Consider the following 23,077-nt stretch of genomic DNA (forward strand, 5'->3'; position numbering starts at 1 on the left):
ATCATGCCGCATTTTCCGAGCCGCCGACCGCGCACGGCCGGCTTGAAAATGCTTCAAAACCGGTAGCGCGCCGCCACGCCGTAAGTGCGTGGCTGGTTCGGATAGCCCGAGATCGAGCCGGGCTGTGCCGGGCTGTCGAATATCTGCAGAATGGTGCGGTCGTTCAGCAGGTTGCGGCCCCAGACCGTCAGTTCCAGCCCGTTCGCCATCACGTAAGTCAGCGAGGCGTTCATGTCGTTGATGTCCTGCTTGAACTCCCGCGCGGCGGCGAGCGCTGCGGATACGTCGGTGACGTTGCCCGCGCTGTCGCGCACGACGAGGCCCGGCAGGCCCTCGACCAGACGGAACTGCGATTCGTAGTGATAGTCACCGCGCAGGATGATCCGGTCCCCGCGCGTTCCCACGGGCTGCACGAACTCGGCCGAGAACGTCGCCGAGAGCGGCGGGACGCCCGCCGGGGTCGTCCCCGAAAGGTCGCCGAAGGCCGAAAGCTGAAAAGTGTCGTACTTCGGGTTCAGGTACGTCCAGGCCATCGTCAGGGTCAGCTGGTCGATCGGCTTGGCCGAACCCTCGAACTCGATGCCGAACGCCGACTGCTTGCCCGCGTTCGCCAGAAAGAAGCCCGAGCCGGTGAAGATGTTCGACTGGAAGTTCTTGATCTCCTGCTTGAACACCGCGACGTTGGCCGAGACGATCCCCCAGTTGCCCTTGATCCCGGCCTCGTAGACCGTCGAATTCTCCGCATTGGCGAAGCGGCTGCCGGAGGTCAGATTGGTCACCGCCAGGCCCTGCGCGCGCAGTTCGACGAGGTCGGCAGGCGTCGGGCGGCTATCACGCGACAGGTTGATCGACGCCGCCTTGTAGCCGGTCGCCCAGGCCGCATAGAGGTTGACCGTGGGCGTCACGTCCCAGGCCACGCGCGCGGTGTAGCTGAAGTCGCCGTCGCTCACCCTGCCCGGCTCGACCGCGTTGGGCACGTTCATGAACTGCGGGAAATACTGCAGCGCGCGCAGCGGATTGAGCGGGTTTGCCGCCGGATTGTTGGCATTGCCGTTCGCGAAGCCGACCAGCTGCTGATAGATCGGCGCGGTCTGCGGGTTCGTCGCGAAGGCGAAGATCGCCGCCGGGTTGGTCGGGTCCACACCCACCGAACGCAGCGCCCCGCCAAGCAGCAGTTGCTGGCGGAACGCCGAATAGCGCGGATCGTCGAAATTGATCGACGAGAACACGTCATCCGACGTCGTGTTGGTGGCGAAGCGCTTCTTGTCGTGCGTGTAGTTGAGACCGCCGGTCACCGTCAGTCCCGGCGCCACCTCGAAGTCGAGCTGGCCGAAGATGGACCACGCCTCGTTCTTCAGCTTGTAGGCCTCGGTCAGGCCGGTGCCGGAAGCGAAGAACTGCCCGGCGTACTTGGCCGGATTGCCTTCGTAGGCGCCGAAGGCCGTCTCCAGCGCAGGCACGCTGAGCGCCCCGCCCGACAGGCTCTGGACGAGGAGGTTGGCGTAAGGCCGCGCATCGTCGCCCCAGAACACCTCGTTGTTCTGGTCGATCTTCTCGTTGAAATAGTAGCCGCCGATGAGGCCGGTGATCTTCTCGCCCACCTCGAAGTTGGCGCGCAGTTCCTGCGTGAAGGTCTTGATCCGCAGGTCCTGCCAGTTGCGGCCCAGCAGGTCGGCGCTGGAGAAGTCCGAATCCTGGTTGGTGAGCGCATTGGTGCGGCGGTACGAGGTGATCGAGGTCAGCTTGGTGGCGCCCAGATCATAGTCCAGCTGGCCCGAAACGCCCCAGTTCTCGATTCTATTGGACGATTCGAAGTTGTTGTAGACGAAGTTGTCGTACTTCTCGCCCGGCTGGTTGACCGCCCCGCCCAGCGCGAAGATCGCCGCCGTGGGGGTCGCCTGGCGCAGGTTGACCACCGCGCAGCAGTTCTCGTCGATCTTGCCGTAATCGCCGATCAGCCGCAGTTCGAGGCCGTCATGGTTGTCGAACAGCAGCTGCCCGCGCCCGAACCAGCGATCACGCTCGTTGGTGCGCTCGCCGGTGGCAAGGTCCCTGACGATGCCGTCGCGCTTGTTGAGCCCGCCCGCGAGGCTGAATGCGACGTTCTCGCTTAGCGGCCCGGTTACCGTGCCCTTGACGACTACGGCGTCGTAGTTGCCGTAGCTGGCCTCGACATTGCCGCCGAACTGGAACTGCGGCTTCTTGGTAACAATCGAGATCACGCCCGCCGAGGCATTCTTGCCGAACAGCGTGGACTGCGGCCCACGCAGCACCTCGATGCGCTCCACATCGGGGAAGTCCGCGATCATCGAGGCCGAGCGCGAGCGGTAGACGCCGTCGATGAACAGGCCCACCGAAGGCTCGATACCCGCGTTGTTGGCGCCGTTACCGAAGCCGCGGATATAGAAGTTGGTATTGGCGCTCGACTGCAACTGGTTGACGCGCAGCGACGGCACCAAAGTCTGCAAGTCCTTGAGATCGCGCATCTGCGCGCGTTCCAGCGTCGCTCCGCTGGTCACCGAGACGGCGACTGGCACGTCCTGCAGCGTCTGCTCGCGCTTGGTCGCGGTGACGATGATGGTATCGGTGTACTGCTCGTCGGCCGCCTGAGGCGCCGCATCCTGCGCCAGAGCCGCCGGCGCCCACAGTACCGCGGAAGCCCCCGCCAGCAGCGCGGACTTGTGCGCCATGATCCTGCGTTCGTTGAAGATGCGCGTACCCCGCGCGCAGATGCCCGCCAAAACACCCTTCATCGGATCCCCTGTCCCTTCCTGCACGACTGCCCGCGTCGTGGTGCGCAAAGCTGGTCGCAATTGGTAAGAGGGGCAGCTTATGTCGTTCTACGAGCGCTCACAATCGGGACCTGTGCATAGCTGCGGACATTCTGCACCATTGTTGTACTATCGACACAGGATGTGACGAAGTATGTCGGGCGCCATTACCCCCAGCAGTCTGCCTCATCTCACTGCGCTTGCCGAAATGCCCGCCATCGGCTAAGGGCGCGGCAATTTTGCGGTGCAGCACACGATGGCTGCCCGCCTCCGGCCCTCGTACAGAGAGAACAACAATGTCCGCCCCGCTTCCCTTGCGCAATATCGCGATCATTGCGCACGTCGACCATGGCAAGACCACCCTTGTCGACCAGCTGTTTCGCCAGTCCGGCACGTTCCGTGACAACCAGCGCATCGAAGAGCGCGCGATGGACAGCAACGACCTCGAAAAGGAGCGCGGCATCACCATTCTGGCGAAGCCGACCTCGATCGAGTGGAACGGCTATCGCATCAACATCGTCGACACGCCCGGACACGCCGACTTCGGCGCCGAAGTGGAGCGCATCCTCTCGATGGTGGACGGCGTCGTCCTGCTGGTGGACTCGTCGGAAGGCGCGATGCCGCAGACCAAGTTCGTCACCGGCAAGGCGCTGGGCCTCGGCCTGAAGCCGATCGTCGTCGTCAACAAGATCGACCGTCCCGACGGCCGCCACGCCGAAGTGCTGGACGAAGTGTTCGACCTCTTCGTCAGCCTCGACGCCAACGACGAGCAGCTGGACTTCCCGACCCTCTACGCTTCGGGCCGCAACGGCTACGCCAGCTACGATGCGGACCGCCGCGAAGGCGACCTGACCCCGCTGTTCGAGAAGATCGTCGAGCACGTCCCCGCGCCGAACCTCGACGTCGACGCGCCGTTCTCGTTCCTCGCCACCCTGCTTGACCGCGACAACTTCATGGGCCGCGTCCTGACCGGCCGCGTCCAGTCGGGCACGCTGAAGGTCAACGACCCGATCCGCGCCATCGACATGGACGGCAAGGTCGTCGAAGTGGGCCGCGCCACCAAGGTGCTCTCGTTCCGTGGCCTCGACCGCGTGCCCGTGGAAGAAGCCCGCGCCGGTGACATCATCGCGCTCGCCGGTCTCGAAAAGGCGACCGTGTCGAACACCATCGCCGATCCTTCGGTCACCGAGGCGATCCAGGCGCAGCCGATCGATCCGCCGACCCTGGCGATGCGCTTCGCCGTCAACGACTCGCCGCTCGCGGGCCGTGAAGGCGACAAGGTCACCAGCCGCATGATCCGCGACCGCCTGATGCGTGAAGCGGAAACCAACGTCGCCATCCGCGTCACCGAGTCGGCCGACAAGGACAGCTTCGAAGTCGCCGGTCGCGGCGAACTCCAGCTGGGCGTCGTGATCGAAACCATGCGCCGCGAAGGCTTCGAACTGGGCATCAGCCGTCCGCGCGTGCTGTTCGGCACCGACGAAAAGGGCGGCCGCACCGAGCCTTACGAAACCGTCGTGATCGACGTGGACGACGAGCACTCGGGCACGGTCGTCGAGAAGATGCAGCGCCGCAAGGCAGAGCTGACCGACATGCGTCCGTCGGGCTCGGGCAAGACCCGCATCACCTTCTCGGCCCCTTCGCGCGGCCTGATCGGCTACCACGGCGAGTTCCTTTCGGACACGCGCGGCACCGGCATCATGAACCGCCTGTTCGAGAAGTACGACGCCCACAAGGGTCCGATCGAGGGCCGCCAGAACGGCGTGCTGATCTCGAACTGCACCGGTGAAGCGGTCGGCTACGCGCTGAACTCGCTCGAAGATCGCGGCGTGCTGTTCATCAAGCCCCAGGAAAAGATCTACGAGGGCATGCTGATCGGCGAGAACGCCAAGACCGACGACCTCGAAGTGAACCCGATGAAGTCGAAGCAGCTGACGAACTTCCGTTCGACCGGCAAGGACGACGCCATCCGCCTCACCCCGCCGCGCGTGATGACGCTGGAGCAGGCGATCGCCTACATCGACGACGACGAGATGGTCGAAGTCACCCCGCAGTCGATCCGCCTGCGCAAGGTCCACTTGGACCCGAACGAGCGCAAGAAGCAGAGCCGCAAGAAGGAAAACGCCTGATTTTGCCCTCCCCTGTGGTCGGGCTTTGAAAAGAGCGATCGCGGGGGGATGCATTACCGGTTGAATGAAAGGTCGGGGCGCCGAAGGGCGCTTTCCGGCCTTTCGTGTTTTTGAAGCAGGGGGCATGACTGCAATGACGAGTTCCAACGCACCCTCGCCCACCCCGCACGGGCACGGCGAGGATATCTACGCGATGTTCGTGGGCACGATCCATCTGGCGGTCGGGCTCGTGCTGCTGCGCGCGGCAGGGCTCGCGACAGGCGGTGTGGCGGGTGTCGCGCTGGTGCTGAGTTATGCAACGGGATGGCCGGTGGGCCTGCTCTATGCGCTGATCTCGGCGCCGCTGATGGCGATCACCTTGCGCTCGATGAGCTGGCGGTTCCTGATAAAGACCGCCGTGGTGACGCTCGGCCTGTTCGCGATGACCGCCCTGGCCCCGATGGGCATCGACATCGCCCGGGTGAGCGACCCGGTTGCAGCGGTCGTCGGCGGCAGCGTCATCGGCATGGGCGCGCTCGCCCTCGCCCGCCATGGGGCCGCAACGGGCGGCTCGGGAGCGCTGGTGCTATGGCTTTATCGCACGCGTGGATGGAATGCCGGCCGCACCCAGCTCATCATCGACGGTACGGTGCTGCTGTTCGCCGCCTCACGGCTCGATGCGGTGCGCATGGCCTGGTCGCTGCTGGGCGTCGCGGCGACGGCGGGCATCCTCTGGGCCTGGCACCGCCCGGGCCGCTATACCGGATACTGAAAGAGGGCCGGCCCTGCCCGGCCGGCCCTCCCCCCGTTTGCCCCACAAGGCCGAGTGATCAGAACGCCGCGGACAGCGAGAACACCACGGTCGAGCCGGAGATCTGCGAACCGTTCTTGGAGGAGGAGAAGTTCGGCTTCAGGTAAGCCGATTCCGCCTTCGAGATGTCGGTATCGATGTAAGCCACGCCCAGCACGACCGGGCCGACCGCGAGGTCCGCGCCGAGCATCCAGTCGAGATAGCTGCCCGTCGGCGCCACGCTGGTGCCGTTGGGGCCAAGGCCGGAGTTGCCGTTCGAATAGCCCAGGTGTGCCTTCAGGGTCAGCGGCGTGTTGGGAATGCCGGTGCTGGCATCGCCCCAGAGGTAGAAGTTGTCCGACTTGGCGCCGGGTGCATCGGGAATGCCGGTCGCGTAGGAATCGGCGTCCAGATACCAGCGACCGAGCGCTTCCTGCTTGGGCGCATAGGCCGCGCCGACGAGCAGGTTCGCCGGGCCGACCGAGCCCGAAACCTTGACGTAGGGTTCAGCAAAATCGGTGATGTCCGAGCCGCCCGGGTACATGTACCAGGTCACGCCGACGTCCACCTTCACGCCCGGCGTCACTTCGGCCGCGAAACCGCCGTAGATGTCGAGTTCGGTGTTCGAGCCGCCGAAAGTGCCCCAGCCCGAAAGGTTCGAACCCCAGGTGCCGACGTAGAGCCCGCTTTCATGCGTAACCGAGACGCCGCCCTGCACCGCGAGTTCCTTGTCGGACTGCGACACACCGCGAAAACGGTAGTCGGTGACGAGCCCGACGCTGCCCGCGATGGTGAATTCGCTGGGGGCTTCCTCCTGCGCCATCGCGGGAGTCGCAGCAAACGCGGCTGCGAGGCCGGCGACGCCGGCAAAGAGACGAAACTTCATAGTCGGAACACCCTCATGTTACTGTTGTAGCATGTTCCGTCCTGCGGCCTGCAAGCCGGGCTCCGCTGCGTGGCGAGCCCGTTTCATGCCGGCAGGTTCATGGATATGGCGCCGACCTGTCTCTATTCTTGCGTTATCGTAACGAACTGTTGCTGAATTCTGCAGCGCAACAAGTGTGGTTGCGTAGCAACACAAGCACGCCGTCACGATATTGCCGAGTATCTATGCAGGCCAATTCGCTCTGCGATCAGAAAACGGCACCGTCCAAAAGAAAGCGGGCGGAAACGCTTACGCGCTCCGCCCGTAGGTTAGAGGGCCGGGTGTGAGGGTTCCCGGCCCGCCAGGTGTTCGATCAGATCGTCAGCTGGCCAGCGGCAGCGGGCGCAGGATGGCATCGGGACCGGTGATCCGGTCACGCTGGCCACCCTGGCGGCGGCGGCTGATCCATTCCGACAGCGTTTCCGCCGTGGTGTGGTCCATCGCCTTGACCAAGCCGAGGTCGAGGTGGACCGGACGGTTCGCCGGCTGCTTCTCCAGCACCGCGTTTAGGCGGGTGAGCCCGACGAAGGTGGCCGCACCGTTCAGTTCCACGCGGGTCGCTTCACCCTCGTCATGCTCCGCAACCTTGAGCCGCAGGTGCTTGTAATGCGGCAGCAGCTCGACGACCGAGAGCGCCAGGCCGACGAGCACGCCGGTCAGCAGGTCGGTGGTCACTACCAGCACGAAGGTCGCGGCCCAGATCGCTGCGGGCAGCGGGCCATGCGCCTTGAACAGGTGCGTGACGTGCTTGAGGCTGACGAGCTTCCAGCCGGTGACGACCAGAACGCCGCCGAGCGCGGCCATCGGCACTTCGCGCAGCAGCCAGGGCAGCAGCGCGACGAAACCGAGGATCCACACGCCATGGAAGATCGTCGAAAGGCGGGTCTTTGCACCTGCCTGCACGTTCGCCGAGGAGCGCACGATCACGCCCGTCATCGGCAATGCGCCGAAGACGCCGCACAGGAAGTTGCCGATGCCCTGCGCGCGCAGTTCCTTGTCGTAGTGGGTACGCACGCCGTCATGCATGCGATCGACGGCAGCCGCCGAGAGCAGCGTTTCGGCGCTGGCGATGAAGGCGATGGCGACGGCTGCGACGAGCAGCGCGGGCTGGCTCAGCGGCGCGAACCAGGCGGCGCTGGTCGGCAGACTGAAAGCCGAGGCGATCGAGGCAGGCACCTCGATGCGGGCGACGTCCAAGCCCATGCCCCAGGCAACCGCCGTGGCGGAAACCACGCCGAGCAGCGCGCCGGGAACCAGACCCATCGACTTGGGACGCAGCTTTTCCCACGCAAGCATGACGGTGATCGTCAGCACGCCGATCAGCAGCGCCATTTCGGTTGCAGCCGCATTGGTGAAATCGAGGCCAAAGACGCGCGCGGGCATCGCCGCGAGGTTCTGGAGGCCGCTCGACAGCGGCTTGGCGTCGAACAGGATGTGGAACTGGCCGATGACGATCAGCGCGCCGATACCCGCCAGCATCCCGTGAACGACAGCCGGGCTGATCGCGCGGAACAGCCCGCCGAGCCTGAGCGCACCGGCAATCAGCTGGAGCACGCCTGCCAGAAGCAGGACCGGGCCAAGCGCCTCGAGTCCGTTCTCGCGAACGAACTCGAAGACGATGACCGCAAGGCCGGCCGCCGGGCCGCTGACCTGCAGCGGCGAACCCGCCAGCAGGCCGACGACCACGCCGCCGATGATGCCGGTGACGAGGCCCCTTTCAGGCGGCACGCCCGAAGCGATGGCGATGCCCATGCACAGCGGCATGGCGACCAGGAACACGACGATCGACGCCGTGAAATCGCGGCCGAAGTGGGAGAAGAGGCCTTGGCGGCCGTCTCCCACGCCAGAGGAAACCGAGGTCATTCTGCCGCTTCTGCGTATTCGGTGGCAAAACGGCTGCGGGCGGCGAGAGCAACCGGCAGGTCACGGTCTTCGCGCAGCGGCACGAACTCGCCGGTGTCGCCGTTGAGGCCAAGGACCTGACCGGCGTGAATATCGACCATCCAGCCATGCAGCGTGATCTCGCCGCGCGCGATGCCCGCAGCAACGGCCGGATGCGTGCGCAAGTGGCTGATCTGGGCGATGATGTTCTCCAGCGTGATCGCGCGGACGCGGTCCTTGCCCTGAAGGTCGGAATGGCAGGCGCTGACGATATTCTCGGCCGCGGCGCCGTGCTTGAGCCAGGCGGCGACGTTCGGCATCGCCTCGAGGCCGGTGGGATCGGAAAGCGCCTTCATCGCGCCGCAGTCCGAGTGGCCGCAGACGATGATGTCGCGCACGCCGAGCGCCATGACCGCATATTCGACGGTCGAGGTAACGCCGCCGTTGAGCGTCGCGTAAGGCGGCACGATGTTTCCGGCGTTGCGGCAGACAAACAGATCGCCGGGCTCGGCCTGCATGATCTGCTCGGGCACGATGCGCGAATCGGCGCACGAGATCATCAGCGCCTTGGGCGACTGGCCGTGCGTGGTCAGCTTGCCGAACAGCTCGCTGCTGGCGGGGAAGAGGGTCTTCTCGAAGTTGAAGACGCGACCGATCAGTTCGTTCACTGGAACACCTTTCTTTTATCCACTGCCGTCAGCGCACGCACTGCGGCTCACTGTGGAAAGCTAGGTGCCGCGCTTGTCGCTGAGCGTGCGCGAACGTTACGAAAGTTTGCTGCGATGCAGCGTGTGTGAACTCCGGGTCAGTCCGCACCCATGGGCAGGCGGATGGTCGCCCGCAGTCCGCCTTCGGGCCGGTTGCGCAAGTCCAGCGTGCCGTTTTCCGTGCGCACGGCCTTGCGCACGATCGGCAGGCCGAGGCCCATTCCGGCGGTGTCCCGCGCCCGCGCCGTGTCGAGGCGGACGAAAGGCTGGAGCGCGTCGGTGATGCGATCGTCGGGGATGCCGGGCCCGTCATCGTCGACGGTGATCTCCACCGCTCCTCCGTCCCGGCGCACGCTGACGCGAACATTGCCGCCGTAATGCAGCGCGTTCTCGATGAGGTTCGACAAGGCGCGGCGGATCGGGACGGGGCGCACTTTGACTTCGAGGCTGGACACGCCGGAATAGGTCGCGTCGGCGCCATGATCGGCAGCGGTATCGACCAGTGTTTCGGCCATGACCGCGATGTCGATGCGCTCCGCCGGGATCGAGCGGCCGTCGCTGTCGACATAAGCCTGGATCGAATCGAGCAGCATGCGCATCTCGTCGATGTCGTGGTTCAGGCCGTCGCGCACTTCGGGATCGACGCTCTCGTCGTCGAGCCGCAGCCTCATGCGCGCGAGCGGGGTCTTGAGATCATGTCCGATCGCCAGCATCGTCTGGGTGCGATCCACCAGCGACTGGTGGATGCGTTCCTGCATCTCGTTCAGTGCGCGGATCAGTTCGCGCAGCTCGTCCGGTCCGCGTTCGGGCACCGGACGCGGCGGACCGGAGCCGAGATGGCGGGTCGCGCCGATCAGGGTGCGCAGGGGCTTGAGCGTGGTGCGTACCAGCACCCAGGCAAGCGCGAAGAGCAGCAGCGTGGGCAGCACCAGCCCGGCGATCCGGCCCAGCGTCAGCTTCCACGCCGACTTCGCATGCGTATGGAACTTCACGAGGCTGTTGTCGGAAAGCCGGATCGAACCGCCGATGTTCCCCTTGCCCGGCAGTTCCTCGAGGTGAAGCTCGAGATCGGCCATGGCGAGTTCGGGCTGAAGGGCGACGACCTGCGCGCGCAGGTTGGTCAGCCCTAGGCTACCGCGGCGGCGGGTGCCGGGCGCGAACCAGTGCAGCTGGAAGCGGTCGGTACTGAGGACGTGGGCGATCTGGTCGCGCTCGCCCGCCTCGGCATGTTCCATCGTCCGGCGCGCGAGGACGAGGTTCTCGGCGATGCGCTCGGCATCGTCGCGCCGCAGCATGAAGGAATCGACACGCTCGAACAGGAAGGAGTTCGCCACGAAGTCGATAATGACGACGACCAGCAGCACCGCGAGCAGCCGCTCGGGCAGGCCCATCCGCCTGAACAGGGCGACGAACCTGCCTGCCATCAGGTGCGGATCACTTCCGCCTTGAACATGTAGCCGACGCCGCGAACGGTGACGATCGGAGATTCGGAGCCCTCGGCCTGCAGCTTGCGGCGCAGGCGGCTGACGAGCACGTCGATCGAGCGATCCGAACTGTCGCCGATGCGCGAGCGCGAAAGCTCCATCAGGCGTTCACGCCCGAGCACTCGCTGCGGGTATCCCAGAAAAGTGGAGAGCAGATCGAACTCGGCACCGGTCAGATCGACGATCGCACCGCTGGGTGAGCGCAGTTCGCGCCGCGCCATCGAGACTTCCCAGCCGTCGAACCGGATCGAATCGGCGGACCGCATCTCTGGCACCGGCTCGCTGGTCGAATCGAGCCCGCCACCGCGACGCAGGACGGCGCTGACGCGCGCAGCCAGTTCGCGGGTGCTGAACGGCTTGGCGAGGTAATCGTCGGCGCCCAGCTCAAGGCCGAGCACGCGGTCTTCCTCGCTGCCGCGCGCGCTGACGAAGATGATCGGCACGTCGCTTTCGCGGCGCAGGCGGCGGAACAGGTCGAAGCCGCTGGTGCCCGGCAGCATGATGTCGAGCACGACCAGGCTGACCGTCGCCTCGCGCAGGGTCACCCACATCTCCGCGCCGGTGGCGGCGGTGAGCACGTTGAAACCGCTCTGGCGCAACGCTCGCGCGGTCAGGGTGCGCAACGCGCCATCGTCCTCGACGAGCAGAATGGTGGAAGGGGTTGTCATAGTCTCGTGCGGGTGTCTGTAGCGGGGGGCGACCGTCATCGTGCTGGTTGTCTCTGCTGTCTATAGGCAACCGGCGCGGTCAGGCAAACCGCGCCGGTCGGAAATTGTCCTGCCGCGCTCTTTCGCGCAGCAAATCTGCACAAAAGGCCAAGGCGGCGGATGCGTCAGTCCTTGGTTACGGCCGCATCGGCGACTGCCAGAACCGGACGCTCTGCCTGCTCGGCCTGGACGACGGCGTGACGGCAGGCGCGGCCCTTGGACGGGTCAGGATGGCAGACGGTCGGAGCCGAAGCCTTGCCCTGCGCGCGCGCCACGATGGTCGGATTGCCCTTCGAGGCGGCGACGCTGTCACCGGCATAGGCAGTAGCGAGCGATGCCGAAGCGGGCGTGGAAAGCGAAACAAGGGCAAGAAGAGCGGCGGAAATCATTGGTATTCTCCAATCTGGCAATGCAATGACGCCAGATTGGGGAGCCCGCGTGTCACGTTTCGGGCGGACGCGTGACGAAACATGTCTGGAACCGCTTCATCTGCAGCCCCGCATCGCCCCATGTACCGCTACGCATACAATTGCGTAAAATCGTGAATGGATTCTGCCAGATCCGCTTCGATCCGGTTCAGGAGCCGGGGCTTATACCAAACTTCACACGGGGACAACGGCTTCCTTGATCCGCCACCCCGAACAAGGAGTTGAAGCCATGACCATTTTCAAGAAGACCGCGCTGGCCGTCGGCCTCGCCGCCACCGCTCTTGCCACTACGACGCCGGCGATGGCGCGCGACTGGCACCGGGGCGGCGACAACACCGCCGCCGTCGCCATCGGCGCGGGCATTCTGGGCCTTGCCGTCGGCGCCATCGCCGCCTCGTCCAGCCGCGACCACGACCGTTACGACAATGCCCGCTACGACGACCGCTACTACGGTTCGAGCTGGTCCTATCGCGACGGCTACTACTGGAATGGCGACGGCAACCGCTACTCGCGCGGCGACTACGATCGCTACAACCGGGATCACCGCGACGATCAGCGCCGCGGCTACTACGGCGACCGGGGTGACTGGCGCCGCGGTTACTGATCGATCGAATACCAGCGAAGCCGGGTGACGCCCCTTTCGGCCCCTCCCCGACTTCGCGAGACGCCCGGCCCCTCCTCCTCGGCCGGGCGTCTTCGCATGTGCCGTTAGAGCGAGATCGACTTTAACCGTATCATTGTCATTCCCGCGAAGGCGGGAACCCATCTCCTGACGGCGCCTGCTGTATGAGCGTCAGATGGGTTCCCGCCTTCGCGGGGATCACGAACGGTGTTTTAGTCGAACACGATCACGCCCTGGCGCACGGCTCGCCGCACGCCCGATACACCTCGCGACAAATTCACTTCCGGTTCAGTCCATCCGGCCCATGTTTCCAGCGTGCCCACCGCTACCGCCGTTACCCGGTCGGCCCGGAAAGGGAGACGTCACGTCATGAATATAAAGTTGAAATCCTTCGGGAAAAAACTCGCGCTGGGGGCCGCACTCGCCGCCTCGGTGCTGGTGACCACATCGCCAGCCCAGGCGCGAGACCGCTACTACGGGCGCGGTGACGACACCGCCGCCATCGCCATCGGTGCCGGCGTGATCGGCCTTGCCCTCGGCGCAGCAATCGCCGACCGCGGTGATCGGAACTACTACGATCGCGGCTACTGGGGCTCGCGTCGTTACGTCACCGTGCGCGATCGCCCCGGGTATTACTACTACTACGATGGCTCCCCCAATCGCTACTATCGCGATCGCTATTACGACCGGTACTATTCGCCGTGGTCGCGTGATCGCTGGCGCGACGGCGGCAACCGCTGGGATCGCGGACGCGACTGGCGCCGGGATCGGCACTACGATCGCCGCGACCATTGGGGCCGTCGTGACGATCGCCGCTGGGACCGCCGTGACGGCCGTTGGGATCGCCGCGATGACCGCCGAGACGATCGCCGCTGGCGTAACCGCGATTATCGTCGCTAAAACATAGCCGCGATGCATTTCGGGGAAGGCTGCCCGGTCGATGGCAATCCCTTTGTCCCCGATGCATCCCGGCATGAAATCCATCGGGGAGCGCCCTGTCATCCACCCTCGCCAAGCGCGGCCGGGGCGGCTATGGGGCGCTCCATCATGGACACCGCTGACCTGCGCATCGCCCTGTTCTCGGGCAACTACAACTACGTCCGCGACGGCGCCAACCAGGCGCTCAATCGTCTCGTCGGCTATCTCCTGCGCCAGGGCGCGCAAGTGCGCGTCTATGCGCCCACGGTGGCCGAGCCCGCGTTCGAGCCGACCGGCGACCTCGTCAGCGTGCGTTCCTTCGCGATTCCCGGACGTCCGGAATACCGCGTTCCGTTCTCGATCTCGGGCAAGGCCCGCCGCGACCTCGCGAAGTTCGCGCCGAATGTGGTGCACGTCTCTTCGCCCGACCCGGTCGGCCACCAGGCGGTGACCTGGGCACGCAACCGGACCATTCCGGTGCTGTCCTCGGTCCATACCCGGTTCGAAACCTACCTGCGCTACTACAACATGGCCTGGGGCGAGCCGGTGGTCGAGGCGATCCTGCGCCGCTTCTATCGCCGCTGCAACGCCCTTGTCGCGCCTTCGGAAAGCATGGCTCAGCTCCTGCGCGAGCAGCGCATGAACTACGACGTCTCGATCTGGTCGCGCGGCGTCGATCACGAGATCTTCAACCCCGGCCGCCGCGACCTCGAATGGCGCCGCAGCCACGGCATCGCCGACCATGAAGTCGCCATCGGCTTCCTCGGCCGACTGGTGATGGAAAAGGGGCTCGACGTATTCTCGGACACGCTCGACGAACTGCGCCGCAAGGGCATCGCCCACAAGGTTCTGGTGATCGGCCAGGGGCCTGCGCGCGACTGGTTCGAGGAACGTCTTCCCGGGGCCGCATTCGTCGGCTTCCAGGGCGGCGCCGACCTCGGCCGGGCAGTCGCCTCGATGGACGTGCTGTTCAACCCCTCGGTCACCGAGACTTTCGGCAACGTCACGCTCGAGGCGATGGCCTGCGGGCTGCCCGTCGTCGCAGCGGCCGCCACCGGCAGCCAGAGCCTCGTCGACGACCGCGTCTCGGGCCGCCTGATCCCGCCCGGCGCCGTGCACCAGTTCGCCGAAGCGCTGAAAGGCTATATCGAGGATACCGAACTGCGGCGCACCCATGGCGCCGCCGGTGTCGCGCGTGCCGGCGAGTTCAGCTGGGACCGCATAAACCAGGCCGTCGCCGATACCTACGTGCGCCTGATCCGCCAGAAGGCGCGCGCCTGAGCACATAGCAACAAGACGCGGCGGTGGTGGCTACCCGCCGCGCCTTGCGCTTCTCCCCTTCCCTCGGCTCTGCGCGAAGGCCCAGCCGACCTTCGCGCGCGTTCTCCCTGCGTCTTCTCTTTTTATACCGTCATGCGACCTTGCGCTGCAGACGGACCAGCGCGCGGTCGATCTCGGCCCGGGCACCATCCCCGATCTCGCCGGTGACCACCCGGTAGACGATCCGCCCGTTCTCCAGCGAATAGGCCACCGTCGCCATGCCGTCGTTGAAACTGGCAAGGTAGAGCGCGGGCTTGCGCTGTAGCAGGGCGAGATCGTCCGCTCGGGGAACCAGGCTGTCGCGCATGTAGTACGCACCGGTCATCGCATCCGCCTCGACGGACACTTCAGCAGCGTGACCGGTTCCGGTCATCGCCATTGCTGACGGGAAAGCCATTGCCGACAGGGCAAACCCTACCTGCAATGCTGTCAGGAATCGCTTCATGACAACTATCCTCTTCCGGTGCGGCACCGTCGTCGCGGGCCGTCATCTCACAAGCCGAGAGGTACCATGCGCACCCACCGCGACAAAGCGAACAATCCTCAAGAAGCTTAGGATTTCTGCGCTTTTTGCGGTGCGCAACGATTGGTGTACCGCATGGTATCACGGGCATCAGCCCTGCTTTCGGCGGGATGTGAGGGCGCCGCGCCCCCTGCCCGGTGCCAAGGCGTAAAAGGCTCTTCCAGGAAGCATCGCCCGGGCGTAGCCTCGTGCTGCAACGCGAGGCTCGCCAAACCCGTTGCGGCATCGTCACGCGGCAGACTTTCGGAACCTGTACAGAGCCCCGGCGTTGCAGCCAGCGCCACTTCGGCCCGCCAGCAGTAGCATCAGCACCAGGGGAACCTCGACATGACCACCAATACCGCTTCCGCCCGTTATGTCGGTCTCGGCAAGGACGGCAAGGGCTCGATCACCACGCGCTCCGGCGTGTTGTCAGACCAGCCCTACGGCTTCGGCACCCGCTTCGAAGGCCAGCCCGGCACCAACCCCGAGGAACTGATCGCCGCCGCGCACGCCGCCTGCTTCACCATGGCGACCAGCTTCGCGCTCGCCCGCGCAGGGCACGCCGAAGGCACCCTCGACACCCAGTGCACGGTCACGCTCGACAAGGACGGCGACGGCTTCTCCGTCACCAAGTCGGCCCTGACTCTCACCGCGTCCATCCCCGGCATCACGCCCGAGGACTTCGCCAGCATCGCCGACGAAGCAAAGGCCGGCTGCCCGATCTCCAAGCTGCTGAATTGCGAGATCACGCTCGAAAAGTCGCTCGGCGACTAATTACTGCCCGTGCGCGGGCTGCGGTCGGTCCAGCCGCAGCCCTGCCGCGTTTCCTCGCCGATCTGCAATGTGATAGTAAAGGGATAGCGCGTATCCGACATGCCGTCGCTGCAGGCCGACGGCGTGACCGCCAGCGTCGCCGCACCGCCCGACAGCTTTCCGCTGAACGAAACCCCGCCGCGACCGGCGAAGCGGGTGACCGGGACTGTTTCGCCTTCGGCATTATCCGGGGTTGTATACGTCAGGCGCGAAGACTCGACCTGCCCGCCCCAGAACGGCTCCGTACCGACGAAGTGCACGGTCTCCGTGACGGCAATGCCGTTCCACGGCCGATGATCGGCAGGATCACCGGGCAACCCGTCCGAAGCGGAATGACATGCTGCAACTGCGAAAATGGCCAGCAGTGCGCTCGCCCGGTACGGTCTGATGCTCGACATGAGTTGCACGGTACGCCTCTCCCGGCCGGCGGGCAAACTTTCGCATGCGATTCGATAGGCCGCCGGTGTGATTCGGCTGATTCCCTGACCCGACGATGATAAATTTGCGGTCATGCTTGTTTTTTCTTCGCGCCTGGAAACGCCGATTTGCTTAAAAATCAGGCACATTGTTTGATGGTTGCAAAACTTGCAACACCCGGTTCGGGTATTGAAATTGCACTCCCGTTCAACATCCGCTTTTGCTGCAGCGCACAAGATAAACGTCGCCCGAGGCGATCCAGCCTCATCCAGAATCTAAGGATTTTGCCATGTTCAAGACTGTTCTCGCCTCTGCCGCCGTTGCTCTCCTCGCCGTTCCCGCCGTCGCCCAGGCCGACGACAGCCGCGAGTTCTCGCACGAAGGCGTCAACTACAACTACACCACTGCCCAGAAGGGCAAGGTGACCGTGATCGACGGCGCGACCTCGGCGGGCATCCCCTTCCGCCTTTACGTCAAGGGCGGCCGCGTGACCGGCACCTACAACAGCCGTTACGTCTCGTTCACGACCGCCGAAGCCGCCAAGCTGCACCTCGGCGAGTAATCGAGCTACCGATCGGGCATACTGATCGCGCGCTCGCGCTTCTTCCGGGCAGTCCTCCTCTCCCAACGCCCGGGTAGCCGCTGAGCGCCGAACCAGGCGCCGTCCCCCTCCGTGCGGGACGGCGCCTTTTTCTTTGCGTTCAGCAGGCCGACAGCTGCGACGGGATACCCCGCCATCATGCAAGACAGCCGCGGCCCGAACCGATGAGTGGAGCCAAGTTCGCCCTGTTGCTGGTGGTCGGCGGTATCGCCGGCGCGGCCTTCGCCGTCATAACGACCGGCGCGATGCCGCGATTCTCCCAGCCCCAATCGCATCGCTCCGCCACTTTGGAAGACAACTCGCCTGCCGGGCGCTCGTGGCTGGACGAGGGCCTGTCCGCCCTCAATTCTCCTGCCTGGCCCTTCGGTCGGGGCTCCGACGACGCCGGACCGCCGATGCCGCCCGAACCGCAGCAGGACTACGCGCCTTACGGTTACGGCCCGCCGGACGACTATGACGATGGTGCCTGGGAACGTCGCCAATACGGCAGCCATGCTCCCTATCAAGGCGAGGGCTACGCTGCGGAGGGTAGCCAGCCGGCACCCGACCGGTCACCGGCCCCATCACCGGCAGCCCCTCGTGCAGACGCCGCTGCCGACGCAGCAGCGCGCGCCGCCGATGCAGCTCAGGACGTACTGTCGGCCGAGAACACGCCCTGAGGGACAGAGGCCGACGGAAGGATTTGGATCAGGCCTGATCGTTCGCCGAAAGGCGGCGCAGGTTCTTGCGTACGGCGCGGCGATAGTGGTTCACCGTGCGGCGGCACACCGTCTCGGGATCGTGCCCGAACTGCCCGGTCGCCAGCGCCATGCCGACTTCCCAGCCCGCCCAGACCTTTTCGGTGACCATGCGGACCATCTCGTCGCCCGCCAGAGGATCGCCCCAGCCGATGCGGGCAGTGCGCAGCGCGATCACCGATCCGGCCTCGACCCAGAGCTTGCCGGTATCACGCAGCAGAGCTTCTCCGGCGACATCCTGCTTCATCGACACGTCCTTATGCCCCCGCCCGCACGCAAGGATTGCGCACGGTCCGGAGAGCCGGCTGCCAGGCATCGAACATCCTCGGGAATTGCCCGGAGCGCTCGACCGGCGCGCCGGGTTGCGGGCGGCTCCTTAATCGAACTCACCCGCCTTAGGAAACGATTTCATGCCATGCGTCACACCCCGTCACGAAAACGTCACGAAGATTTCGGCTTCGATTACCCATTCTCCCGCCACTTCGCGCCACTTGGCGGCGTAAGTGCCAGAGGCTCCGGGAATTTCCAAACCACCTTGCGTTCCGTACCAGCGTCCGTGCTCCATGGCGATCGGCTCGGCGGAAGAAATGGCCACGCTTTCGGACGTGCGAACATAGACCATCCGCCCGGAATGGCCGAACTCACGCCGCCAGACTTTCACTTGCGCCATCCGGCCCGCGATCACGGCGCTGTCGGTGCCGGTAACCATGACGCAGTCGCGCGCCAGCAGTGGCCCGATCGCCGCCGCATCACCGTCCGCAATGGCCCTGTTGAAGGCGGCTCGGCGGCTGCGGATCGCCAGTTCGCTCACGGCCTCACCGGAGCCGAAGGCTCTTTGCCCACGACGGTCACCCAGCGCCGGACGTTCCAGCGCTCGACCAAGCCCTCGGTCACATAAGGGTCGACCTCGGCGAAAGCCTCCGCAGCTTCCGGCCCCTCGCCGGCGAACAGCAGCATCGCCGTATCGAGCGGATCCTCGACCGCGCCGCCAAGCAACAGTTCGCCGCGCTCGGCCGCCTGCCATGCGAGGTCCAGATGCGCGGCGCGAAATTCGGCCCGGCGCTCGAGGTAACCGGGCGCGAGATGATAGATAAGCAGGTAGTGGTTCATCGCCCGACCATGCCCGGCGGCACGACCCGGGGAAACCCCTCAGCCACAGCCTTCCACATAGGCCAGCACCGGCATCTCGCCGACATGGATCAGGCCGACCTTGCCGTCAGACTTGATCTCGAAGCGCAGCGCCGATTCTCCGGGGCGGGCATTGGGAGCGGTCAGGTACTTGGCGGGCGCCGCCTCGTACTTGTGCGGTTCCTCGCGGAAACCGGCGAACCACTTCTTCACGTCGCCCTCGGTCGCGCCGACGCCGATACCCTCGGCCAGCTTGACGGTGGAATTCGCGCCCAGCGTGATGCGGCGCACCTTGCCCTCGGTGACGATGGCATAGACACCGGGGTAGTCAGGCGAGCTGATCGCTGTGCAACTGTCGCTTTCCTGTGCGCCGCGTGACGCCCAGGAACTGCCCTTGGGTACCGGCTGACCGATCTTCAGGTCACCCAGCCCCTCCAGGCCAAGCACTTTAGGGTCGCTCGCGGGAGTGACGGCGGGCGCAGCCTCCGAAGGCGCGGCCTCGCCGGCCAGAGCCTCCTCGCTCGCGGAAGCGGTGACACTCGGCTCCTCCGGCCCGGACGAGCAGGCGGCGAGGGGCAGCAGGACGAGAGCGGCGAGCGCGGCAATCCGTTTCATGATAGCCGAAACGGATCGCAATCGCTCAGGTTGCCGGGGCGATCGACAAAGATGCCAAGGGTAAGAAAATGCGAGGGTTATTACCCTCGCGCTCCCGGGACTGTCGGCGTCGCACCCTGCAGCATCCTCAGCGCCCGACTTTCTCGATCAGCTTCATTGCCGCAGCAGGCGCCCGCTCCTTCGCGCCATTGATGAAAAAGACAAATGCTTCGCGGCCTTGTCCGGTCCAGTCGCCGACACGCTTTGCCCATGTGTCGAGGTCTTCGTCCGGATAGCCCTGTTCCAGTTCGCTTTGCGCGTTCTGCAGGCGGGCGTAGACGAACGGAGCGCAGTCCGTCGCATCCAGCACTGCATATTTGGGCGAATCGGCCAGCACCACCGCTACCCCGGCCTTGCGGCACAAGTCGAAGAAGGCCGAATCGTCGAAACTCTCGTGCCTTGCCTCGATCGCGTGGCGCACCGTCAGGCCCTCGTGGCTGGCGGGCAGCAGGGCGAGGAAGGCGGCGATCTCGGCCGCATCGAACTTCTTGGTGGCGGCAAGCTGCCAGTTGATCGGGCCGAGCTTGTCGCCCAGTTCGACCAGCCCCTGCGCCATGAACCGCGCCACGCTCTCGCCCGCCTCGGACAAGTCCTTGCGGTTGGTGCAGTACCGGCTGCCCTTGAGCGCGAAGCGGAAGCCGCCGGGCACCGCGTCGCGCCACTTGGCAAAGCTGGCGGCACTTTGGCCGCGATAGAAGGTGGCGTTGATCTCGGTGCCGGTCAGGTGTTCGCCGACGTAGGCCAGTTCGCGCGACTGGGTGAGGCCCTTGGGATAGAACAGCCCGCGCCATGGTTCATAAGTCCAGCCGCCAATGCCGATGTGAACACTCATGATTTCTTCCGGGCGAGGCGTTTACGGTTTGCGGTGACCTTGCGGCGGTAATGGCGCACGGCCTTTCCGGCGGTCTTCGGAGATGCACTCGACGTCGCCAGCATCATGCCCACTTCGGCGGCGGCCCTGACCTTTTCCGAGACCATCAGCGCGTTCTCGCGGTCGCTGCCCTTGCCGGTCATCATGTCGCTGGTGCGCATGCCCATGACCATGAGCGATTCCGCCCAGAGCCAGTAGCTGTCGTGGGCGAGTTTCATCCAGTCGGTGGTCGGGTTGCGCATGCGTGGCCCTCCTTGGGAAGAGGCAGCGTAGCACCGGCGCTCGATGCTGCGAAGGCGGCATGCTGCTGGTCAAACGCGCGTCGCGCTGCCAAGGGCGCGAGGCATCAGGAGAAATAGGTCATGGCAGACGACGACGAGGATTATGTCTACGACGAGGACAGCGGTGAATGGCTGCCCGCCTCGGAACTGACGGCGAAGCGCGCGGCGGCCGATGCCGTGGAAGTCCGCGACGCGGTCGGCAATGTGCTCGCCGACGGCGATTCGGTGACGCTGATCAAGGACCTCGACGTCAAGGGCGCAGGCCAGACGCTGAAGCGCGGGACGGTGATCCCCGCGATCCGCCTGACCGGTGACGCGCAGGAAATCGATTGCCGCTACCCCGGCATCAAAGGCCTCGTCCTGCGCGCGGAGTTCGTGCGCAAGCGGTGAGCCGTGCCTCCCCACTCCTCCGTCATTCCCGCGAAGGCGGGAACCCATCTCCTGACGTTTCATGTTGCACGCCCGTCAGATGGGTCCCCGCCTTCGCGGGGATGACAAAGAAGGTTTAGATCCAACTCGTTCGCAGAGTCAGTCGTGCTCGCGCCCGCCTGCCCCCATGTAGAGTTCGCTGCCGGTTTCGCGGAACACCTTGCTCATCTCGGCCATGCCGGCCTCCGCCTCTTCGGCGGCGACGAAGGTTTCAACCGGCTGGTTCTGCTTCGCGGCGAACTCGCGCACTTCCTGGCTGATCTTCATCGAGCAGAACTTCGGCCCGCACATCGAGCAGAAATGCGCCGACTTCGCGCCCTCCGCAGGCAGCGTCTGGTCGTGGTACTGCTCCGCCGTGTCGGGATCGAGAGACAGGTTGAACTGGTCGCGCCAGCGGAACTCGAAACGGGCGCGGGACAATGCATCGTCGCGGACCTTGGCCGCCGGGTGGCCCTTCGCCAGATCGGCGGCATGGGCGGCCAGCTTGTAAGTAACCACGCCGACTTTCACGTCATCGCGGTCGGGCAGGCCGAGGTGCTCCTTGGGCGTCACGTAGCAGAGCATCGCCGTGCCGTACCAGCCGATCATCGCGGCACCGATGCCGCTGGTGATGTGATCGTAGCCTGGAGCGATGTCGGTGACGAGCGGACCGAGGGTATAGAACGGCGCCTCGCCGCAGGCGGCCAGCTGCTTTTCCATGTTCTCCTTGACTTTGTGCATCGGCACATGGCCCGGCCCCTCGATCATGACCTGCACGTCCTGCTCCCAGGCGCGCTTCGTCAGTTCCCCCAGCGTGTAGAGTTCGGCGAACTGCGCCTCGTCGTTGGCATCCGCGATCGAGCCGGGGCGCAGGCCATCGCCCAGCGAGTAGGCGACGTCGTAGGCCTTCATGATCTCGGTGATTTCGTCGAAGCGTTCGTAGAGGAACGATTCCTTGTGATGCGCCAGGCACCACTTGGCCATGATCGAGCCGCCGCGGCTGACGATGCCGGTGACGCGCTTCGCCGCCAGCGGCACGAAGGGCAGGCGAACCCCGGCGTGGATGGTGAAGTAATCGACGCCCTGCTCGGCCTGTTCGATCAGGGTGTCGCGGAAGACTTCCCAGGTCAGGTCCTCGGCAATGCCGCCGACTTTCTCCAGCGCCTGATAGATCGGCACGGTGCCGATCGGCACGGGCGAGTTTCGGATGATCCATTCGCGCGTGTCGTGGATGTTGCGCCCGGTCGAAAGGTCCATGACGGTGTCGGCGCCCCAGCGGATCGACCAGACCATCTTGTCGACCTCGTTCGCCACGTCCGACGCGACGGCAGAGTTGCCGATGTTGGCGTTGATCTTGACAAGGAAATTGCGCCCGATCGCCATCGGCTCGCTTTCGGGGTGATTGATGTTGGAGGGGATGATGGCGCGGCCGCGCGCGACTTCCTCGCGCACGAACTCGGGCGTCACGTAGTCCGGGATCGATGCGCCCCAGTCCTGCCCGTCGCGCACGTATTCCCTGAGCATGGCGCGGCCGAGGTTCTCGCGCTCGGCCACATATTCCATCTCCGGCGTGATGATCCCGCGCCGGGCGTAGTGCATCTGGCTGACGTTCATGCCCGCCTTCGCGCGCAAGGGCCGCCTGACGACGTTGGGGAAGGCCGGAACCCCTGCCGAACGGTCAGGCCCCTTGAGGCCGTTGTCCTCGGGCTTCACCTCGCGCGCGGCGTAATCCTCCACGTCGCCGCGCGCCGTGATCCATTCGCGGCGCTTGGGGGCGAGGCCCGCCGAAATGTCGATCGTGACATCGGGATCGGTATAAGGGCCGGAGGTGTCGTAGACCCGCACCGGTGCCTCGCCGCTGCCGGGTTCGAGGTGGATTTCGCGCATCGCCACGCCCAGCGGGCCGACGTGGATCTTCCTCGATCCACGGATGGGGCCGGTGGTCACGCCGATCTCGAGCTTGGAATTGATGTCTGCCATGGATTGCCTCTCTTTTTCTCC

General features: G+C 65.4%; 25 protein-coding genes. 9 read left to right on the forward strand and 16 right to left on the reverse strand.

The annotated features are described in order from the left end of the window. Nucleotides 1–53 precede the first annotated feature (53 nt). Nucleotides 54–2,753 (reverse strand): TonB-dependent receptor, encoded by a 2,700-nt coding sequence (locus PKE80_RS07360; RefSeq protein WP_271181930.1) that lies wholly within the window; start codon nt 2,751–2,753, stop codon nt 54–56. 314 nt (nt 2,754–3,067) lie between these two features. On the opposite strand from PKE80_RS07360, the gene typA reads away from it, so the two are divergent. Together typA and PKE80_RS07370 are read left to right on the forward strand one after the other, a co-directional pair. Further along, complete coding sequence (gene typA, locus PKE80_RS07365) at nt 3,068–4,900, forward strand: translational GTPase TypA (protein WP_271181931.1); 1,833 nt, start codon at nt 3,068–3,070, stop codon at nt 4,898–4,900. A 124-nt stretch (nt 4,901–5,024) separates the two neighbouring features. Then, complete coding sequence (locus PKE80_RS07370; RefSeq protein WP_271181932.1) at nt 5,025–5,651, forward strand: YitT family protein; 627 nt, start codon at nt 5,025–5,027, stop codon at nt 5,649–5,651. 58 nt (nt 5,652–5,709) lie between these two features. Here the strand turns inward: PKE80_RS07370 and PKE80_RS07375 are convergent, their stop codons facing one another. From PKE80_RS07375 to PKE80_RS07400, 6 genes are all read right to left on the reverse strand, one after another. Then, nucleotides 5,710–6,555 (reverse strand): TorF family putative porin, encoded by an 846-nt coding sequence (locus tag PKE80_RS07375; RefSeq protein WP_008832138.1) that lies wholly within the window; start codon nt 6,553–6,555, stop codon nt 5,710–5,712. A gap of 360 nt (nt 6,556–6,915) precedes the next feature. Beyond that, nucleotides 6,916–8,457, reverse strand: coding sequence for a SulP family inorganic anion transporter (locus tag PKE80_RS07380; protein ID WP_008832139.1), 1,542 nt, complete (start codon nt 8,455–8,457; stop codon nt 6,916–6,918). Continuing rightward, the gene (locus PKE80_RS07385; RefSeq protein WP_008832140.1) at nt 8,454–9,143 is read right to left on the reverse strand and encodes a carbonic anhydrase; all 690 of its coding nucleotides are present in this window, start codon (nt 9,141–9,143) and stop codon (nt 8,454–8,456) included. The genes PKE80_RS07380 and PKE80_RS07385 overlap by 4 nt, the downstream gene beginning before the upstream one ends. A gap of 137 nt (nt 9,144–9,280) precedes the next feature. Beyond that, the gene (locus tag PKE80_RS07390) at nt 9,281–10,606 is read right to left on the reverse strand and encodes an ATP-binding protein (protein ID WP_271181933.1); all 1,326 of its coding nucleotides are present in this window, start codon (nt 10,604–10,606) and stop codon (nt 9,281–9,283) included. Beyond that, nucleotides 10,606–11,334 carry a response regulator transcription factor gene (locus PKE80_RS07395; RefSeq protein WP_008832142.1) on the reverse strand — a complete coding sequence of 243 codons (729 nt, stop codon included), beginning with the start codon at nt 11,332–11,334 and terminating at the stop codon, nt 10,606–10,608. The genes PKE80_RS07390 and PKE80_RS07395 overlap by 1 nt, the downstream gene beginning before the upstream one ends. A gap of 164 nt (nt 11,335–11,498) precedes the next feature. Then, on the reverse strand, nt 11,499–11,762 hold the full coding sequence (locus tag PKE80_RS07400; protein WP_271181934.1) for a hypothetical protein: 264 nt from the start codon (nt 11,760–11,762) through the stop codon (nt 11,499–11,501). A gap of 268 nt (nt 11,763–12,030) precedes the next feature. Here PKE80_RS07400 and PKE80_RS07405 point away from each other — a divergent pair, with 268 nt between their 5' ends. From PKE80_RS07405 to PKE80_RS07415, 3 genes are all read left to right on the forward strand, one after another. Continuing rightward, nucleotides 12,031–12,405 carry a hypothetical protein gene (locus PKE80_RS07405; protein ID WP_008832144.1) on the forward strand — a complete coding sequence of 125 codons (375 nt, stop codon included), beginning with the start codon at nt 12,031–12,033 and terminating at the stop codon, nt 12,403–12,405. A 387-nt stretch (nt 12,406–12,792) separates the two neighbouring features. After that, nucleotides 12,793–13,323, forward strand: a complete 531-nt coding sequence (locus PKE80_RS07410) for a hypothetical protein (RefSeq protein ID WP_271181935.1) — start codon at nt 12,793–12,795, stop codon at nt 13,321–13,323. A 147-nt stretch (nt 13,324–13,470) separates the two neighbouring features. Then, nucleotides 13,471–14,622 (forward strand): glycosyltransferase family 4 protein, encoded by a 1,152-nt coding sequence (locus tag PKE80_RS07415; RefSeq protein WP_271181936.1) that lies wholly within the window; start codon nt 13,471–13,473, stop codon nt 14,620–14,622. 130 nt (nt 14,623–14,752) lie between these two features. On the opposite strand, the gene PKE80_RS07420 is transcribed toward PKE80_RS07415, so the two are convergent. Continuing rightward, nucleotides 14,753–15,058, reverse strand: a complete 306-nt coding sequence (locus tag PKE80_RS07420) for a hypothetical protein (protein ID WP_271181937.1) — start codon at nt 15,056–15,058, stop codon at nt 14,753–14,755. Between the two features lie 453 nt (nt 15,059–15,511). Here PKE80_RS07420 and PKE80_RS07425 point away from each other — a divergent pair, with 453 nt between their 5' ends. After that, complete coding sequence (locus PKE80_RS07425) at nt 15,512–15,940, forward strand: OsmC family protein (protein ID WP_008832148.1); 429 nt, start codon at nt 15,512–15,514, stop codon at nt 15,938–15,940. Here PKE80_RS07425 and PKE80_RS07430 read toward each other — a convergent pair. Then, the gene (locus PKE80_RS07430; RefSeq protein ID WP_271181938.1) at nt 15,937–16,545 is read right to left on the reverse strand and encodes a COG3650 family protein; all 609 of its coding nucleotides are present in this window, start codon (nt 16,543–16,545) and stop codon (nt 15,937–15,939) included. The two genes, PKE80_RS07425 and PKE80_RS07430, sit on opposite strands and share 4 nt — an antisense overlap. A 140-nt stretch (nt 16,546–16,685) precedes the next feature. Between PKE80_RS07430 and PKE80_RS07435 the strand changes: the two genes are divergently transcribed. Both PKE80_RS07435 and PKE80_RS07440 read left to right on the forward strand, forming a co-directional pair. Then, entirely contained in the window at nt 16,686–16,958 is a 273-nt protein-coding gene (locus tag PKE80_RS07435; RefSeq protein ID WP_036529531.1) for a hypothetical protein, read from the forward strand. Between the two features lie 203 nt (nt 16,959–17,161). After that, on the forward strand, nt 17,162–17,656 hold the full coding sequence (locus tag PKE80_RS07440) for a hypothetical protein (RefSeq protein ID WP_271181939.1): 495 nt from the start codon (nt 17,162–17,164) through the stop codon (nt 17,654–17,656). Between the two features lie 28 nt (nt 17,657–17,684). Here PKE80_RS07440 and PKE80_RS07445 read toward each other — a convergent pair whose 3' ends face one another. From PKE80_RS07445 to PKE80_RS07470, 6 genes are all read right to left on the reverse strand, one after another. Next, nucleotides 17,685–17,981 carry a hypothetical protein gene (locus tag PKE80_RS07445; protein ID WP_036529573.1) on the reverse strand — a complete coding sequence of 99 codons (297 nt, stop codon included), beginning with the start codon at nt 17,979–17,981 and terminating at the stop codon, nt 17,685–17,687. Nucleotides 17,982–18,164: 183 nt separating this feature from the next. Next, nucleotides 18,165–18,545, reverse strand: a complete 381-nt coding sequence (locus PKE80_RS07450; protein ID WP_271181940.1) for a DUF4440 domain-containing protein — start codon at nt 18,543–18,545, stop codon at nt 18,165–18,167. Beyond that, nucleotides 18,542–18,844, reverse strand: coding sequence for a YciI-like protein (locus PKE80_RS07455; RefSeq protein WP_271181941.1), 303 nt, complete (start codon nt 18,842–18,844; stop codon nt 18,542–18,544). Before PKE80_RS07455 ends, PKE80_RS07450 begins: the two co-directional genes overlap by 4 nt. Nucleotides 18,845–18,883: 39 nt before the next feature. Further along, on the reverse strand, nt 18,884–19,477 hold the full coding sequence (locus PKE80_RS07460; protein WP_211149765.1) for a hypothetical protein: 594 nt from the start codon (nt 19,475–19,477) through the stop codon (nt 18,884–18,886). Nucleotides 19,478–19,604: 127 nt separating this feature from the next. Continuing rightward, a complete protein-coding gene (locus PKE80_RS07465; protein ID WP_271181942.1) occupies nt 19,605–20,348 on the reverse strand; it encodes a DUF72 domain-containing protein in 744 nt (247 codons plus the stop codon). Further along, on the reverse strand, nt 20,345–20,629 hold the full coding sequence (locus PKE80_RS07470) for a hypothetical protein (protein ID WP_008829356.1): 285 nt from the start codon (nt 20,627–20,629) through the stop codon (nt 20,345–20,347). The genes PKE80_RS07465 and PKE80_RS07470 overlap by 4 nt, the downstream gene beginning before the upstream one ends. A 120-nt stretch (nt 20,630–20,749) precedes the next feature. Between PKE80_RS07470 and PKE80_RS07475 the strand changes: the two genes are divergently transcribed. Next, entirely contained in the window at nt 20,750–21,058 is a 309-nt protein-coding gene (locus PKE80_RS07475) for an alkylphosphonate utilization protein (RefSeq protein ID WP_271181943.1), read from the forward strand. Nucleotides 21,059–21,196: 138 nt separating this feature from the next. Here PKE80_RS07475 and thiC read toward each other — a convergent pair whose 3' ends face one another. Further along, nucleotides 21,197–23,056 (reverse strand): phosphomethylpyrimidine synthase ThiC, encoded by a 1,860-nt coding sequence (gene thiC / locus PKE80_RS07480; RefSeq protein WP_271181944.1) that lies wholly within the window; start codon nt 23,054–23,056, stop codon nt 21,197–21,199. Nucleotides 23,057–23,077 lie beyond the last annotated feature (21 nt).

This window comes from Novosphingobium resinovorum (genome assembly GCF_027922145.1).
Lineage (GTDB): Bacteria > Pseudomonadota > Alphaproteobacteria > Sphingomonadales > Sphingomonadaceae > Novosphingobium > Novosphingobium resinovorum.

What these genes read in the sequence shown, in the direction of transcription:
- PKE80_RS07360 (WP_271181930.1), bottom strand. Translation starts at nt 2,753, where the DNA reads ATGAAGGGTGTTTTGGCGGGCATCTGCGCGCGGGGTACGCGCATCTTC.
- typA (WP_271181931.1), top strand. Translation starts at nt 3,068, where the DNA reads ATGTCCGCCCCGCTTCCCTTGCGCAATATCGCGATCATTGCGCACGTC.
- PKE80_RS07370 (WP_271181932.1), top strand. Translation starts at nt 5,025, where the DNA reads ATGACTGCAATGACGAGTTCCAACGCACCCTCGCCCACCCCGCACGGG.
- PKE80_RS07375 (WP_008832138.1), bottom strand. Translation starts at nt 6,555, where the DNA reads ATGAAGTTTCGTCTCTTTGCCGGCGTCGCCGGCCTCGCAGCCGCGTTT.
- PKE80_RS07380 (WP_008832139.1), bottom strand. Translation starts at nt 8,457, where the DNA reads ATGACCTCGGTTTCCTCTGGCGTGGGAGACGGCCGCCAAGGCCTCTTC.
- PKE80_RS07390 (WP_271181933.1), bottom strand. Translation starts at nt 10,606, where the DNA reads ATGGCAGGCAGGTTCGTCGCCCTGTTCAGGCGGATGGGCCTGCCCGAG.
- PKE80_RS07395 (WP_008832142.1), bottom strand. Translation starts at nt 11,334, where the DNA reads ATGACAACCCCTTCCACCATTCTGCTCGTCGAGGACGATGGCGCGTTG.
- PKE80_RS07400 (WP_271181934.1), bottom strand. Translation starts at nt 11,762, where the DNA reads ATGATTTCCGCCGCTCTTCTTGCCCTTGTTTCGCTTTCCACGCCCGCT.
- PKE80_RS07405 (WP_008832144.1), top strand. Translation starts at nt 12,031, where the DNA reads ATGACCATTTTCAAGAAGACCGCGCTGGCCGTCGGCCTCGCCGCCACC.
- PKE80_RS07410 (WP_271181935.1), top strand. Translation starts at nt 12,793, where the DNA reads ATGAATATAAAGTTGAAATCCTTCGGGAAAAAACTCGCGCTGGGGGCC.
- PKE80_RS07415 (WP_271181936.1), top strand. Translation starts at nt 13,471, where the DNA reads ATGGACACCGCTGACCTGCGCATCGCCCTGTTCTCGGGCAACTACAAC.
- PKE80_RS07420 (WP_271181937.1), bottom strand. Translation starts at nt 15,058, where the DNA reads ATGGCTTTCCCGTCAGCAATGGCGATGACCGGAACCGGTCACGCTGCT.
- PKE80_RS07425 (WP_008832148.1), top strand. Translation starts at nt 15,512, where the DNA reads ATGACCACCAATACCGCTTCCGCCCGTTATGTCGGTCTCGGCAAGGAC.
- PKE80_RS07430 (WP_271181938.1), bottom strand. Translation starts at nt 16,545, where the DNA reads ATGTGCCTGATTTTTAAGCAAATCGGCGTTTCCAGGCGCGAAGAAAAA.
- PKE80_RS07435 (WP_036529531.1), top strand. Translation starts at nt 16,686, where the DNA reads ATGTTCAAGACTGTTCTCGCCTCTGCCGCCGTTGCTCTCCTCGCCGTT.
- PKE80_RS07440 (WP_271181939.1), top strand. Translation starts at nt 17,162, where the DNA reads ATGAGTGGAGCCAAGTTCGCCCTGTTGCTGGTGGTCGGCGGTATCGCC.
- PKE80_RS07445 (WP_036529573.1), bottom strand. Translation starts at nt 17,981, where the DNA reads ATGAAGCAGGATGTCGCCGGAGAAGCTCTGCTGCGTGATACCGGCAAG.
- PKE80_RS07455 (WP_271181941.1), bottom strand. Translation starts at nt 18,844, where the DNA reads ATGAACCACTACCTGCTTATCTATCATCTCGCGCCCGGTTACCTCGAG.
- PKE80_RS07460 (WP_211149765.1), bottom strand. Translation starts at nt 19,477, where the DNA reads ATGAAACGGATTGCCGCGCTCGCCGCTCTCGTCCTGCTGCCCCTCGCC.
- PKE80_RS07465 (WP_271181942.1), bottom strand. Translation starts at nt 20,348, where the DNA reads ATGAGTGTTCACATCGGCATTGGCGGCTGGACTTATGAACCATGGCGC.
- PKE80_RS07470 (WP_008829356.1), bottom strand. Translation starts at nt 20,629, where the DNA reads ATGCGCAACCCGACCACCGACTGGATGAAACTCGCCCACGACAGCTAC.
- PKE80_RS07475 (WP_271181943.1), top strand. Translation starts at nt 20,750, where the DNA reads ATGGCAGACGACGACGAGGATTATGTCTACGACGAGGACAGCGGTGAA.
- thiC (WP_271181944.1), bottom strand. Translation starts at nt 23,056, where the DNA reads ATGGCAGACATCAATTCCAAGCTCGAGATCGGCGTGACCACCGGCCCC.